The sequence below is a fragment of the Polaromonas sp. genome (genome assembly GCF_018780625.1).
Taxonomy (GTDB): Bacteria; Pseudomonadota; Gammaproteobacteria; order Burkholderiales; family Burkholderiaceae_C; genus Polaromonas.
Genome location: NZ_JADMJK010000054.1, coordinates 51,177 through 64,391, shown reverse-complemented (window position 1 = coordinate 64,391; position 13,215 = coordinate 51,177). Strand labels below are relative to the sequence as shown.

Sequence of the window (13,215 nt, the reverse complement as noted above, 5' to 3'; positions counted from 1 at the left end):
AAAAACCCCGGAGTGGACAATGTTTGATTTACTGATGAGCGCCGACATGATGGTGTCGGATCCCGATGGCATGGCGGAGCTGCTGATTTCCAAGCTGGGTATTCATGGCCATCCGCGCTGGCGCCAGGCCTTTGAAGATCATCCCTACATTGCGCATTTTCTGCGCGTGCACAAGTCGCTGGCGATTTCACCGACCCGTGTTGAGCCGCAGTGGCATCTGGACAAGCCCAACCTGGGCGACCCGATGTTCCACGATTTCCTCGACAGCCTGATGGCTTACCAAGGTGAGCATCGCCCGATGCTGACGCACTCGATTGTGCTGACCTTGCCCAAGGATCGTTTCTCGGCCCTGGTGGACAAGCTGATGCGCCGCAAGCTGCGTTTCCGTCTGGCCCAGCGCACGCCCGACATGCCGTTTGACCGCCTGTGGCTGGGCGTGACGCCGGAAGACCCGCATTACGAACCGTCAGTGGACGGTGGCCTGTGCATTGAAGTCATGTGCAACGAGCCCTTGCAACTGCCGGCTGAAACCTTTGCGATCCCCGCGCCGCAGCTGCCCAACCCCGAGCCGGGCCAGATGGTCCGCGTCTCGGCGCGTGGCTACCTGGTGCGTGACCTGGACGAAACGCTGCGCCGCATCTCGGCCAATCTGGACTGGGAACCCGCCGGCCCGGTGCAGGCGCTGGAGCAGGAAGGCTACCGCAAGGCCACGATGAAATTCGGTCTGGCCAACAGCGCCACGCTGGACGTGATCGAGGCGACGCGCTGGGACAGCGATGCCGGTGTTTACCTCAATTCATGGGGTCCCGGTCCTTATTACATCCGCATTGCCGTCAATGGCCTGGCAGCCAAGGCCGATGACCTGCGCGCACGCGGCACGCGTTTTACCTGGATCGACGAGTCCGAGGCGGTGGGCGGCAAGTCCCTGATCCGCATTGACCCGGCTGAGCTGCGCGGTCAGCTTTTCGAGTTTCATGAACTTTAACCACCATGGGATGTATGACCATGCATGCTGCAGCATCAATAGCGCCGGTGGCCAAACCGCTTGAACCAGCGGTTTGCATCGAGCGCGATGGCCAGATCGGCTGGATCGTCCTGAACCGGCCGGGGCAGATCAATGCCATCAATGACGACATCCGCCGGGGCGTGCCGCAGGCGCTGGCCGAACTGGAGGCCGACCCGGCCATTTGCGTCATCGTCATCCGAGGCGAAGGCGAGCGCGGCTTTTGTGCCGGCGCCGACATCAAGGAAAGTCGCGGCAAGGAAACTTCCTTGCAGGTGCGCCGCCGGATGGAAAAGGTCCGCTGGATCGAGGCCCTTGACCGCACGGAAAAGCCGGTGATTGCGGCCATCCACGGATTCTGCATGGGGGGCGGCATGGAGCTGGCGCTGGCCTGCGACATTCGTTTTGCCGCGCCGGATGCGGTGTTCGCCTTGCCCGAGACCGGTCTTGGATTGATTCCCGGCGGAGGCGGCACCCAGCGCCTGTCGCGCGTGGTCGGCGCGGGCCGGGCGATGGACATCTTGCTGACCGGCGAGCGCATGAATGCCGAGGAAGCGCGCACCATCGGGCTGGTCAGCCGGGTTGCCGGTTCGTGTGAGACCTTCATCAAGGAAGTGGCTGCGCTGGCGGCCCGCATCGCCGCCAAGCCGCCGATGGCGACCGCTTTCGCCAAGCAGGCCGCCCGCGCGGCGACCCGGGTGGACCTCAAGAGCGGCCTGGACCTGGAACTCGAATTGTTCTCGTTGCTGGCACCGATGCACGATGTCAGGGAAGCCGCATTGGCCTTCCGTGAAAAACGTGCGCCGCAGTTTTCGGGCCATTAAAAAATTAAGGAAAAGTCTATGACAGACGGAAAACTCGTAGGCCGCGTGGCTGTGGTCACCGGCGCGGGCAACGGCCTGGGCGCCGAGTGCGCCAGGGTGCTGGCACTGCATGGCGCACGGGTCGCGGTGACGGACATCAACCTGGCAGCGGCTCAGGAGGTGGTGGTCGCCATCGAGGCGCAAGGCGGGCAGGCCCTGGCGGTCAAGACTGACGTCAGTTCCGAGGATGACATCAAGGCCATGGTCGCCGCCGTGTCGGCGCACTGGGGCCGCATCGATGTGCTGCTGAACAATGCCGCCGCGCTGGACCTGAAAACCCGCCATGCCGACCGCGATGTCTGCAATGTGGAGATCGAGGCCTGGGACTGGACGATGGATGTCAATGCGCGCGGCGCGATGCTGTGCTGCAAGCATGTGATTCCCGAAATGCTCAAGACCGGCGGTGGCTCCATCATTCACAACTCTTCGGGTTTTGGGGTAATGGGCGATGCTTCGTTGACCTCTTATGCCTGCTCGAAAGCCGCCTTGCTGGCCCTGAGCCGGATGGTGGCGGCGCAGTACGGCAAGCAGGGCATCCGATCGAATGCCATCGTCATCGGCTTCGTGCTCAACGAGCATGCGCAAAAATCAGTTCCCGAAGAAATCAAGCAAATCCTACTGGACCAGCACTTGACCCCGTCGCTGGGCAGCCCGCGCCAGATCGCCGATGTGGTGGCTTTTCTGGCCAGCGATGAATCCTCGTTCGTCACCGGTCACACGATGATGGCCGATGGCGGCTTCACCAGCCATTCGCCGGCCTTGGTGCCGATGCGCCAATTTTTTGAACGTCAAGGAAACAACAAGTTATGAGCCTTTCTCTTCATTCCGTTCTGGTGACCAGCCATGCGCGCATGCTGCGCAACATCCTGAGCTGGCTCGACAAGGCGCAGGCCCATGCCGACGCCAAATCGACCGACAGCGTCGATTACCTGCCGCTGCGGCTGGCGCCCGACATGCTGGCGTTTGACAAGCAGGCATTGATCGTCTGCGAAGTCGCCAAACTCGGCGCCTCGCGCCTGTCCGGCGTCGAGATGGCGGCGTCGGCGCATGAAGACACGACGCTCCAGCACCTGCGCCAGCGCATCGAACAGACCATTGCCTACCTGGAGGCCTTGAGCCCGGCGCAGGTCGATGGCAGTGCCATCCAGGAAATCGTGGTGCCGCAGCGCGGCAAGGAAGCCCTGGTGTTTGATCGCAATGGGTTTGTCCAGCGCTGGGTGCAGCCCAACTTTTTCTTCCATGCCACCACCATTTATGCGCTGCTGCGCCATGCCGGTGTGGACCTGGGCAAAGCGGATTACCTGGGCATTCACTGACCCACCCGGCCGGTTGGATGCCGGCATGCAGCAACCATGGCCCTTCGGGGCCATGGTTGTTTCCGGGACGCAAATCAAGGCATGGCTTGCTCAGTTGCCGGTTGGCTTGTTCGGCAGCAAATGCGTGATGCGGGTGAACAGCCGGCGAAACGCTTCGCCCGACAGTTCCCCGAAGCGCGGATCGTTGTTGTCCTGGAATGCCTGCGCGATCTCGCGCCAGTCCTCGGCCAGCAGGTGCTGGCGCGCCAGCGGCAGCAGGGTGCTTTCTTCCAGGCCCATGTGTGCCCAAGCGGCCTCGGCATAGGCGTTTAGTTCGTCGATCAGCCGCTCCAGCGCGCCGGAGCGCTGCGCGGCGCAATCGTCGATCGCATGGCTTACCCGCCCGATGCCCGCGTACTCGGCCTGATGCTGGGCTTCGAGTTCGTCGATGATCTTTCGGCTCTGGGGATGGCGCTGGAGCAGCCGGACATGCAGGTGCTGCTCTTCCTTGGGATGGTGCAGCTTCTCGGGAAAGTCATGCACGTATTGCAGCATGCGCTGAAGGCTGGCAATGTCGGGTGTATTGCCCGATTCGCGGGCCAGCCGGGCCAGGTCGCGCATGCCGTTGATGACCACGGCCATGGACCGGTGTTCATCCCGGATCAGGCCGATGGCCTGCTCGGCATTGGACAAAGGTTCATTGGTTTGCACGCGGGTGATCAGCAAGGGGGTGTGCGTGGCGCGCAGCACCCGCTCGGTCTGCGAACCGTGCAGCCAGCCGCGCATGCCGCGCTCACCGCGCGAGGCCATGACAATCAGGTCGCAGCCTAAAGTCTTTACAGCATCCATAATGGCCTCGGCCGGCCGGTCGGCCACCTCTGCATGCAGGCTGCACGCAACGCCCTGGGCCGCAGCGTCGGCGGCGGCCTTGGCGAGGATGGCGCGTGAGTCGCCCACGCTCTGCTCGGTAAACACCGAAGTATCGAGATGGCGCCACAGGGCGCCTTCGTCCGTTGCGCCGAAATTGGGGATGGCGTGAAAGAAGCTGATCCGGGCGCCGAGGGCTTTGGCCAGCTGCACCGCCTGGGTGGTGTTGGAGGCTGACAGCGAGGTGCCGTCGAGCGGCACGAGCAGGTTTTTATACATGGGGTGTCTTGTGTTGATCAGATCGCGTCACGGGTGGCCAGTTCATAAGCCTTGAGGTCGAAATCCGGTGCCTCCACCTCCTCGGCGGTCAGGCGCGGCGCACGGGAGAGCACCTTGCGCGCCGCCATGTGGTCAGCCGGCCGGTTGCAAGACTCCACCGCCACCAATTGGCCGAGGCGAAAGCACAGCACGCTCAACTTGCGACTTTCGGCAGAGCCCAGCAATACGGTTTGGTCGTGGCCGTCCGAAAGGCCGGCGATCTGCAGCTTCAAGTCGCCCTGATCAGTCCAGAACCAGGGCAGGGCGCCGTAAGGCACAGATTTGCCCATCAGGCGAGCCGCAACGTTGCGTGCCTGGTCAACGGCATTTTGTACGGATTCGAGTCGAATCGGCACCGCGCTCAGCGGGCTGTGAAAACTGACCACGTCGCCAATGGCGGAAATGGCCGGGTCGCTAGTCATAAGGTGCGCATCCACGCAAATGCCGTTTGCCACTTTCAAGCCGGCTTCTACCGCCAGTTCGGCGTTGGGCACAACGCCAATGCCATAGACCACCAGGTCGGCGGGCAGCCCAATGCCGTCTCCCATCTGAACGCCGGTGGCCTTGCCCTCGACGCCGAGAATCCCCGTCACGGTCTGGCTGTAGTTCATGGTCACGCCCCAGCCGATGTGGGCGTCGCTGAACAGCTCGGACATGGGCCTGGACAAGGCGCGCGCCATCGGGCGCGTTCCCAATTCCACCACCTGCACCGACACGCCTTTGGCAGCGGCCACAGCCGCGAATTCCAGGCCGATGAACCCGGCGCCAATCACCACCGCATTGCGCGCAGCAGCCAGGCGAGGAGCCAGCGCTTCGGCATCGGCCAGCGTGCGAATGCCCAGCACGCCGTCAAGATCAATGCCGGGAATCGCCGGCACGCGGTTGCGCGCCCCAGTGGCCAGCACCAGATGGTCATAAGGCACCTGCTCGCCGCTGGCCAGCACCACGCAGTGGGCAGCCGGGTCGATGCGGGTCACGCTGGCCTGAACGAGCTCGACTTGCTGTAGCTCGAACCACTCGGGCGGCCGAAAGCGCAAGGCTGCGGTCCCAATCTTGCCCAGCAGATAGGCTTTGGACAGCGGCGGGCGCTGATACGGCACGCCGGGTTCGTCGCCGAGCAGCGTGATCTGGCCTTCAAACCCCTCCTGGCGCAGCGACGCCGCCACCTGGTAGCCGGCCTGGCCGGCACCTACGATCACCACTTTGTTGACGGTCATGCGAATCCTTTCAATGTATTTTCAGCATGGAAAATCGGGTAGCGGCCCAGCGGCAGCAGGAGCAGCGGGGCAATCAGGAAGATCGCGCCGCAAATCGTCAGCATCGCCGTATAGGAACCGGTCGAGTTGTAGAGCTGGCCGAACAGCCAGGGCGCCAGGGCCGAGGCTATGGTGATCAGGCTCACATGCACGCCAAAGAGCCGGCCGTAGGCACGCATTCCGAAGTAGCGAGACACCAAAAAAGCGGCAATGTCGAATTCGGCCCCGGTGCCAATGCCGACCAGCACTGTGGCCAGGATCAGGTAGCCCGTCTGGTCGATACTGGTGGTGGCCAGCAACAGGCAGCCCAGCGCTGGCATGATCAAGGCCACGACGGCGACGCCGGGCGCCCACAGGCGGTCGATCAGGTAGCCGACCAGCACCCGGCCGGCAATCAGCGATACGCCAAAACCGGCGAAAATCTGACTCGCCTCGGCGGCCGACAATCCCTTGTCGCGCAGCAGGGGCACGGTGTTGCTGACCATCGACACCATGGCGCCCACGAAGACGGCCAGCGAAAGATTGAGCAACCAGAACTTGCCGGAACGAAGGGCCTGACTGAAGGGCATGCCCAGAACTTCCGGCACCGGACCGGTCTGCGCCGCCAGCGCAGCACGCCGGCCGGCCGGTGTTTCCATCCAGCGCAGCGCGAGCGGCAGCACCAGCACCACCGGCAGCAGGGCGAGCAGCAAAAACGCTGCCTGCCAGTTCCAGCGGCCTATCGCCCAGGTGACGGCGGACGGAATGAAGACGGCCGACAGACCGGTGCCCGAGAGCATCACCGCCAGCGCCAGGCCCCGGTTGCGCTCGTACCAGAGGTTGACCAGATGGCTCCAGGTGATATGGATGGTGCCCATGCCGGCAATCGGCAGCAGCGCAAACATGAGGTAGAGCCACCAGATCGAGCTGCCCATCTGCGTCATCAGCGCAAACACCAGTGACAGGGCCGCCAGCGAGACGACGGTCACGCGGCGCATGCCATACCGCAGGTTGAGCCAGCCCACCAGCTGCGCGGCAATGACCGCGCCGGCAAACAGGAAACTGACCGCTGTCTGCAAGTCGCCCCGGCTCCAGCCGAATGCGGTTTGAAGAGGAATCATCAGGGGGCCGAAGGCGTAGAGCATCGACGCATTGGCGGCCACGCCCAGGCCCAGCATGGCCAGAAAAACCACCCGCCAGTGAAGTCGAAATTCGGTCAGGTCGAGCGCGGCGGCGGATCGGGCAGTGCCAGGAACGGACATCGGCAGCTTCCTTCATGGGAAATAGCAGGCTGCCGATGACGCGGGATGCGTTCTCGAAACAGCCAGACAGTCAATATAAAAATCTCAATACAGAAACAAATTCTATATTGAGATTATTTTCAGGCAATCGGTAAATGCCCTAATCCGTTCACTCCTTGACCAGCAGCACGCTGCCGCCCAGCGGACCGCCGCCGGCCGCCGCGACCGCCACCCGGTGCGGAGCGACTTGGCGCTCGCCCGCCCGTTCCCACAGCTGGGTGCAGGCTTCATGAACATAGCCCAGGCCATGCGTACGCCCGCCCGACAGCTGGCCGCCGTTGGTGTTGATCGGCAGCTGCCCATCGAGCGCGATACGCCGGCCGCCCTCGACGAACTGGCCGCTCTCGCCGCGTGGACACAGGCCCAGGCCTTCCAGCCACATCATGGTCAGGATCGAAAAACCGTCGTACAGCTGGGCGTTGCCCACATCCTTGGGCTTGAGGTCGGTGCGCGACCACATCATGCGGCCGACATCGAAGCAGGCCATGTCGGTCAGCGAGAGCTGGTCCCACGACCAGGGCTGGTGCAGCGCCGAGCCGATGGCTTCGAGCCGGATGGGCGCATTCGGGCCGTCCTTCGCCGCATCGGCGCGCGACAGGATGATGGCTGTCGAGGCGTCGCAATGCACATCGCAGTCGAACATGCGCAGCGGCGTCGAGATCATGCGCGACGCCATGTAGTCGTCCATCGTCATCGGCGTGTGAAACACCGCTTTCGGATTGCGCGCCGCGTTGGCGCGGCAGGTCATGGCGATCTGCGCCAGCTGCTCCGGGGTGGTGCCATAGTCGTGGAAGTGGCGCTGCGCATACTGGGCCATCAGGTTGATGCCCGACATCACATTGAAGGGCGTGTACCACTGCCAGAAATAACTGCCGTCGCGTCCGACGGTCTTGTTGGTCAGCGCGCTGGCGCCCTTGTTCTTCAGGCGCCCGCTGGCTTCGGTGATGGTGCGGAACACCAGCACATGCTTGCACAGCCCGGACGCAATCGCCATGGCGCCGTTGATCAGGCCGGTCAGCGGTCCCGGGCCTTCGTAGCCCGCGCCATACCAGTTGACCTTCAGGCCGAGCACGCTCATCAGCGCACTTGGGCCGACCGGCGAAAAGGGATTGCCGTTGTCGTTGTCGCCCGGCCAGCAGGCAATGCCGTCGATGTCGCTGCGCTGCAGGCCGGCGTCGGCGATGGCCTCGAGCGCGGCGTCAAGGCTCAGCCGCATGGCCGATTTGCTGGACGGCCGGCCGACTTCGGACTGGCCGATGCCGGTGATGGCGACATTCTTTTCAAAAAACTGCTCTTTCATGCCTGCTCCCTGGTGGTGTCTGGCTCGAACAAAGGCAGCCAGACGTCTTCATGTTGTTCAAAAATAACCCGCACCGGCATGTCGATGCGCACTTCTTCGGGCGCGATGCCGACGATATTGCTCAGAAAGCGCAGGCCCGGCTGATCGTCCAGCTCGACGATGGCGACTACGTAAGGCACCGGCAGGTCAGGTACCCAGGCCTGGTGGTTGATGGTGAAGCTGGCGACCTTGCCGCGCCCGGAAACGGCGCGCGGCCCGACCTCGAAGGACTGGCAGTTTGGGCAGATCGGCGCCGGCGGATGGAAAAAGCGCTGGCAACCGCCGCAATGGCAGATGTTGAGCTGCCCGGTGGCGCCGCCTTGCCAGAACGGCGCGGTGTCCGGGGTTAGGAGAGGGAGTTTTCTCTTCATCAGGGCTTGTCCTTCGGGAGTTTGTATGACGCTCGTCGATTCAAAAAGATTGAATGCGCTGGTTTGATTTTATGAACACTATCTGCGAAACTGTATAGAATAAATGAAAATATTCCTAGGGTGCCATCCCTTGAGACCTGCAGCCGGGTCGCCGGCGCCTTTCCACAACGAGACAAGCGAGACCCTTATGTTCACGAAGATGCCTATTTCCCCCAGAGTCATCGTCACTGGCGGCCTTGGCGTGCTGGGGCGCAGCGTCGGCGCCGAGCTGACGGCACGCGGCGCCCGCGTCGCCCTGGTGGACCGCGCGCTGCAGCTAGATGTGGCCGGCATCGAGGTGGTTGTCGGCGGCGTCGATCTGGGCGACGCCGCGAGCGCGGCCGCCGCGTTTTCGCAGGTCGCCGAGCGGCTCGGCGGCATAGATGCGATTGTCAACGTGGCGGGCGGCTTTGCGTGGGAAACGCTGGAGGGCGGCTCGGTCGAAACCTGGGACCGGCTCTACACCATGAACCTGCGCACGGCGGTGATCGCCTGCCACGAAGTGCTGCCCTACCTGCTGCGCCAGCCGACGGGGCGCATTGTCAACATCGGCGCGCTGGCGGCGCAAAAGGCCGGCGCCGGCATGGGTGCCTACGCGGCATCGAAAGCCGGCGTGGCGCGGCTGACCGAATCCCTGGCCGAGGAACTGAAGGACCGGGGCATCACCGTCAATGCCGTGCTGCCCAGCATCCTGGACACGCCGGCCAACCGCGCCGACATGCCCGATGCCGACGTGACGCGCTGGGTGACCACCCAATCGCTGAGCGGGGTGATTGCCTTCCTGTTGTCCGACGATGCCCGCGCCATCACCGGCGCCAGTCTGCCGGTGGCCGGGAGAATGTGATGGCCGCAACGATGCAGTGGAATGATGGATTCCTGCTCGGCCTGCCCGCCATGGACGACACCCATCGCGAGTTTGTTCAATGCGTCGCGGGAATACAGAGCGCTTCGGATGCTCAACTGCCGGACCGGCTGGAAGATTTCGCCCGGCATGCGGTGGCGCATTTCGGGCAGGAACAGCAGTGGATGGAAGGCAGCGATTTTCCGGCCACCCAATGCCATGCCGATGAACATTCAGCCGTTCTGGCTTCCGTGCGGGATGTGCAGGCGCTGTTGGCGCAGGGCGTCAATCCACAGGTCGCCCGCGACCTGGCCCAGGCCTTGGTTGACTGGTTTCCCGGCCATGCGGACTACATGGATGCGTCCTTGTCGCAATGGATGAGCAAGCGCAGCCATGGTGGCGCGCCCGTGGTGTTGCGACGCAACGTGGTTCGCAATGCCTGCGATGTGTCACTTGAATTGAAAGAAACCCCATGAGATTAGTCACTTTCCAGGGCGCCGACGGCCAGCAGCGTTCGGGTGCGTTTTTCAACAACGACCAGCAGGTGCTGGACCTGCGCCAGGCCAGCCAGTTGATTCGCGGCGGCGACGGTTTGGCACTGGCCAGCGTCCAGTCCTTGATCGAAGGCGGCGACGAGGCCCTGGCCGAAGCGCGCGCCTTGCTGTCGCGCTCCCCCGTTGAGGCCGTGCGCGAGCGCAGCCAGGTCAAGCTGCTGGCGCCCATCCAGCCGCCGATCCAGATGCGCGACTGCTCGTGCTTCGAGTTGCACCTGCGCCAGGCTTTTGCCGCCGCGCGCAAGGGCCGCGCCTTGCGCACGCCCGACCCCGAGGCAACGCTGGCGGCCATGAACACCCGCGCCGACGACCGGGTGATCGACACCTTCAACCGCCAGCCGATCTACTACAAATGCAACCGTTTTGCCACCATCGGCATGGACGACGATGTGATCTGGCCGAGCTACAGCAGCATGCTGGACTTTGAACTGGAGTTCGGCTGCTACATCGGCAAGCGCGCCAAGGACGTGCCGCGCGAAAAAGCCCGCGACTATATTTTTGGCTACACCATCTTCAACGACATCAGCGCCCGCGATGCCCAGGCTATCGAGATGGGCGGCATGCTCGGCCCGGCCAAGAGCAAGGACTTCGACACCGCCAACGTCATGGGACCCTGCCTGGTCACGGTCGATGAACTGCCCGACCCTTACAACCTCACCATGATCGCGCGCGTCAACGGCGAGGAATGGGGCCGGGGCAACACGCGCGACATGCGCTGGCAGTTCGAGGACGTGATTGCCCACATTTCGCGCTCCGAGACGCTGCATGCCGGCGAGTTCCTCGGCTCGGGAACGGTCGGCAATGGCTGCGGGCTGGAGCAACTGCGTTACCTGAAACCGAACGACGTGGTGGAGCTCGAAGTCGAGGGCATCGGCATCCTGCGCAGCCGCATATTACGCCCGGCGACGGCCACCGTAGCCTGAGTCACCTGACCGATTTGGCGATGCCTTTGCATCGATGGAAACGCACGCCTGTGCATCGAGGAACATCGGGAAAATTTTCTGACAAGCAGGGCTTCGCCACGCCTGATTAGAGGGTTTCCCCTGCCATCTGGCCTCGATGATTGTTCTACTATTAGATGTAAATTCTGAGGTGAAAATAAAAGTCTCCAAAAAACCTCTACACAGAAAGAACTGCATGCCCTCGTTTCGTACCGCTCTTCGTGCCGTCACTGCAATCGTCGGCATCGCGGCTGCCTTCACAGCCTCGGCCCAGACCTATCCGGCCAAGCTGATCACCTTTGTCGTTCCCTTTGCGGCAGGCGCCGCGCCGGACGTGTTCGTGCGCACCATCGCCCGTGACATTGCCCGTGAGGCGGGGGTGCCGACCATCGTGGAAAACCGGCCGGGCGCAGGCTCGATCCTGGCGGCGCAGACGGTGGCGAGGGCCGCACCTGACGGCTATACGGTGCTGGTGACCGGCAATGTCGCTTTTACAGGCAATCCGCACGTGTATAAGAAGCTGGGCTATGACCCGGTGAAGGATTTCACGCCGGTCACGACACTGTCGAAGGGGCCGATGTATCTCTACGTCAATCCGCAGAAAGTCCCGGCCACCAACATCACCGAACTGGTCAAGCTGATTCAAAAGGATCCCGCCAAATATTCGTTCGGCTACACCAGCATCACCAGCCGGCTGCCAGCCGAGGTGTTGCAGCAATCGACCGGCGTGAAGATTCTGGGTGTTCCCTACCGAAGTGGCGCCTCCGCGACGCCGGATTTGCTGAGCGGCCAGATCGACATGCTGTTCACCGACTTTTCAGCCTGGACTTTTGTCAACTCGGGCAAGCTTCGCGCCATTGGCGTGACCGACCTCAAGCGCAGCCCTTATGCGCCAGAGCTGCCGACTTTTGAAGAGGCTGGCGTCAAGGGCATGGACATCGGCTTCTGGCTGGCGGCCTATTTGCCGGCCCATGCGCCCGCACCGGTGGTGGCCCGGCTGCACCAACTGCTCTCCAAGGCAACCCAGGCGCCCGAGCTGAAACCGTCCTACCAGGCTTCGGGCACTTTTGAATTCCTGATGCCGGTAGGGGAGCTTGCCAAGTTTCAGGCGAAAGAGCGTGCCGCCTGGGGCCAGATCATTCGTTCCGCCGGCATCCAGCCCGAATAGAGCGCTTTCAGCCAGTCCTGCCTCTTCCCTGCGGGTGCTGCAGGGTTGCGGTTCCCGCTCGCTTGCCGGCGCCCGTCCGGCACACCGTTTCACAAGAAAGAAAAATAGTCATGTTGCATCGCAAACAGCTGGTGGCGGCGGCCTTGATGAGTGGCGTTGCCGCAATGGCCGCCGCGCAGTCATCGGTCACCGTGTTCGGGAAAATCGATTCCGCCTACGTCAAGAAGATCGGTTCCCCCAACAAAATACTGGATGAGGGTGCGCAGAGCCGCTTCGGGATTCGCGGAACGGAAGACCTGGGCGGCGGCCTGAGTGCCTTCTTCTGGCTGGAAAACCGATTCAAATCTGACACGGGCCAGCAGAACGGCGCGCGTTTCTTCCAGGGCCAGTCGATACTCGGCCTCAAGGGCAACTGGGGAAGCGTCACTATCGGCCGGGATTATGTCGCCGGCTATATCGAGGCGCAGATCGTTCCCGACCCCTTCATCCACACCGGCGTGTCGTCCATGGTGCTGACCGGCACCGGCGGCATTGGCACCGTGCGCAACGATGGGGGCTTCACTTACCAGTACAAGAATCCGAATTTCAGCGTTTCCGCGCAGCGTGCCAATGCGGTGGAGCCCAACAGCGCCACGCTACCGGCGGCAGTGACGCGGGAACACCCGTTGAGTCTGGCCGCCTCGTACCGCCATGGTTCGCTCTACGCGGCCTACAGCTACGAGAATCCAGGCGGCATCAACGACGAATGGCAATTCGCCACCGTGCAGGCCCCCGTCGGCCCGGTCACGCTGTCGGCCGGTTATGGCAGCGGCCACGCCAATGACGCAACGAAGCGGCGCAGCTGGATCGTCGGCGCCTTCATGCCCACGGCGAGCGGGCGCTTCAAGATCGCCTACGGCAGCCTGAAGAACACCAGCACCGATGCAAAGCTCATGGACAAGTTCGCCATTGGCTACAACCACCACCTGTCCAAGCGCACGTTCGCCTACCTGAACCTGGCGCGCGACCAGCGGGCGCTCAGCAGCAAGGGTGGCTTCGACGTCGGCATCCAGCACAACTTCTGACGCCGGGCTGAACCAC

Annotated in this window: 14 protein-coding genes; 9 read left to right on the top strand and 5 right to left on the bottom strand. The window is 63.2% G+C overall.

Features of this window, described 5'->3' with window-relative positions; genetic code table 11:
- Positions 1-19 precede the first annotated feature (19 nt).
- From IV091_RS04945 to IV091_RS04930, 4 genes are read left to right on the top strand one after another with little or no spacing between them, the layout of a single operon-like run.
- Complete coding sequence (locus IV091_RS04945; protein WP_293465929.1) at positions 20-985, top strand: lactoylglutathione lyase; 966 nt, start codon at positions 20-22, stop codon at positions 983-985.
- A 20-nt stretch (positions 986-1,005) separates the two neighbouring features.
- Positions 1,006-1,827, top strand: coding sequence for an enoyl-CoA hydratase/isomerase family protein (locus tag IV091_RS04940; protein ID WP_293465926.1), 822 nt, complete (start codon positions 1,006-1,008; stop codon positions 1,825-1,827).
- 18 nt (positions 1,828-1,845) lie between these two features.
- Entirely contained in the window at positions 1,846-2,676 is an 831-nt protein-coding gene (locus IV091_RS04935; protein ID WP_293465924.1) for an SDR family oxidoreductase, read from the top strand.
- Positions 2,673-3,182: a DUF1993 family protein gene (locus IV091_RS04930; protein WP_293465922.1), complete on the top strand. Its 510-nt coding sequence runs from the start codon at positions 2,673-2,675 to the stop codon at positions 3,180-3,182. Before IV091_RS04935 ends, IV091_RS04930 begins: the two co-directional genes overlap by 4 nt.
- A 90-nt stretch (positions 3,183-3,272) precedes the next feature.
- Here IV091_RS04930 and IV091_RS04925 read toward each other — a convergent pair whose 3' ends face one another.
- The 5 genes from IV091_RS04925 to IV091_RS04905 all read right to left on the bottom strand — a co-directional run bounded on the left by IV091_RS04925 (position 3,273) and on the right by IV091_RS04905 (position 8,592).
- Positions 3,273-4,307 (bottom strand): universal stress protein, encoded by a 1,035-nt coding sequence (locus IV091_RS04925; RefSeq protein WP_293465919.1) that lies wholly within the window; start codon positions 4,305-4,307, stop codon positions 3,273-3,275.
- Positions 4,308-4,324: 17 nt separating this feature from the next.
- Entirely contained in the window at positions 4,325-5,563 is a 1,239-nt protein-coding gene (locus tag IV091_RS04920; protein WP_293465916.1) for an FAD-dependent oxidoreductase, read from the bottom strand.
- On the bottom strand, positions 5,560-6,843 hold the full coding sequence (locus IV091_RS04915) for an MFS transporter (protein ID WP_293465913.1): 1,284 nt from the start codon (positions 6,841-6,843) through the stop codon (positions 5,560-5,562). The genes IV091_RS04920 and IV091_RS04915 overlap by 4 nt, the downstream gene beginning before the upstream one ends.
- Positions 6,844-6,991: 148 nt before the next feature.
- Positions 6,992-8,182, bottom strand: coding sequence for a thiolase family protein (locus IV091_RS04910; RefSeq protein WP_293465911.1), 1,191 nt, complete (start codon positions 8,180-8,182; stop codon positions 6,992-6,994).
- Complete coding sequence (locus IV091_RS04905; protein ID WP_293465908.1) at positions 8,179-8,592, bottom strand: OB-fold domain-containing protein; 414 nt, start codon at positions 8,590-8,592, stop codon at positions 8,179-8,181. The genes IV091_RS04910 and IV091_RS04905 overlap by 4 nt, the downstream gene beginning before the upstream one ends.
- A gap of 187 nt (positions 8,593-8,779) precedes the next feature.
- Between IV091_RS04905 and IV091_RS04900 the strand changes: the two genes are divergently transcribed.
- From IV091_RS04900 to IV091_RS04880, 5 genes are all read left to right on the top strand, one after another.
- Positions 8,780-9,475, top strand: a complete 696-nt coding sequence (locus tag IV091_RS04900; protein WP_293465905.1) for an SDR family NAD(P)-dependent oxidoreductase — start codon at positions 8,780-8,782, stop codon at positions 9,473-9,475.
- On the top strand, positions 9,475-9,948 hold the full coding sequence (locus IV091_RS04895) for a hemerythrin domain-containing protein (protein ID WP_293465902.1): 474 nt from the start codon (positions 9,475-9,477) through the stop codon (positions 9,946-9,948). Before IV091_RS04900 ends, IV091_RS04895 begins: the two co-directional genes overlap by 1 nt.
- Positions 9,945-10,949: a fumarylacetoacetate hydrolase family protein gene (locus tag IV091_RS04890; protein ID WP_293465899.1), complete on the top strand. Its 1,005-nt coding sequence runs from the start codon at positions 9,945-9,947 to the stop codon at positions 10,947-10,949. The genes IV091_RS04895 and IV091_RS04890 overlap by 4 nt, the downstream gene beginning before the upstream one ends.
- A 214-nt stretch (positions 10,950-11,163) precedes the next feature.
- Entirely contained in the window at positions 11,164-12,135 is a 972-nt protein-coding gene (locus tag IV091_RS04885; RefSeq protein ID WP_293465896.1) for a tripartite tricarboxylate transporter substrate binding protein, read from the top strand.
- A 110-nt stretch (positions 12,136-12,245) separates the two neighbouring features.
- Positions 12,246-13,199: a porin gene (locus tag IV091_RS04880; RefSeq protein ID WP_293465893.1), complete on the top strand. Its 954-nt coding sequence runs from the start codon at positions 12,246-12,248 to the stop codon at positions 13,197-13,199.
- Positions 13,200-13,215: the final 16 nt, after the last annotated feature.

What these genes read in the sequence shown, in the direction of transcription:
- IV091_RS04945 (WP_293465929.1), top strand. Translation starts at nt 20, where the DNA reads ATGTTTGATTTACTGATGAGCGCCGACATGATGGTGTCGGATCCCGAT.
- IV091_RS04940 (WP_293465926.1), top strand. Translation starts at nt 1,006, where the DNA reads ATGCATGCTGCAGCATCAATAGCGCCGGTGGCCAAACCGCTTGAACCA.
- IV091_RS04935 (WP_293465924.1), top strand. Translation starts at nt 1,846, where the DNA reads ATGACAGACGGAAAACTCGTAGGCCGCGTGGCTGTGGTCACCGGCGCG.
- IV091_RS04930 (WP_293465922.1), top strand. Translation starts at nt 2,673, where the DNA reads ATGAGCCTTTCTCTTCATTCCGTTCTGGTGACCAGCCATGCGCGCATG.
- IV091_RS04925 (WP_293465919.1), bottom strand. Translation starts at nt 4,307, where the DNA reads ATGTATAAAAACCTGCTCGTGCCGCTCGACGGCACCTCGCTGTCAGCC.
- IV091_RS04920 (WP_293465916.1), bottom strand. Translation starts at nt 5,563, where the DNA reads ATGACCGTCAACAAAGTGGTGATCGTAGGTGCCGGCCAGGCCGGCTAC.
- IV091_RS04915 (WP_293465913.1), bottom strand. Translation starts at nt 6,843, where the DNA reads ATGTCCGTTCCTGGCACTGCCCGATCCGCCGCCGCGCTCGACCTGACC.
- IV091_RS04910 (WP_293465911.1), bottom strand. Translation starts at nt 8,182, where the DNA reads ATGAAAGAGCAGTTTTTTGAAAAGAATGTCGCCATCACCGGCATCGGC.
- IV091_RS04905 (WP_293465908.1), bottom strand. Translation starts at nt 8,592, where the DNA reads ATGAAGAGAAAACTCCCTCTCCTAACCCCGGACACCGCGCCGTTCTGG.
- IV091_RS04900 (WP_293465905.1), top strand. Translation starts at nt 8,780, where the DNA reads ATGTTCACGAAGATGCCTATTTCCCCCAGAGTCATCGTCACTGGCGGC.
- IV091_RS04895 (WP_293465902.1), top strand. Translation starts at nt 9,475, where the DNA reads ATGGCCGCAACGATGCAGTGGAATGATGGATTCCTGCTCGGCCTGCCC.
- IV091_RS04890 (WP_293465899.1), top strand. Translation starts at nt 9,945, where the DNA reads ATGAGATTAGTCACTTTCCAGGGCGCCGACGGCCAGCAGCGTTCGGGT.
- IV091_RS04885 (WP_293465896.1), top strand. Translation starts at nt 11,164, where the DNA reads ATGCCCTCGTTTCGTACCGCTCTTCGTGCCGTCACTGCAATCGTCGGC.
- IV091_RS04880 (WP_293465893.1), top strand. Translation starts at nt 12,246, where the DNA reads ATGTTGCATCGCAAACAGCTGGTGGCGGCGGCCTTGATGAGTGGCGTT.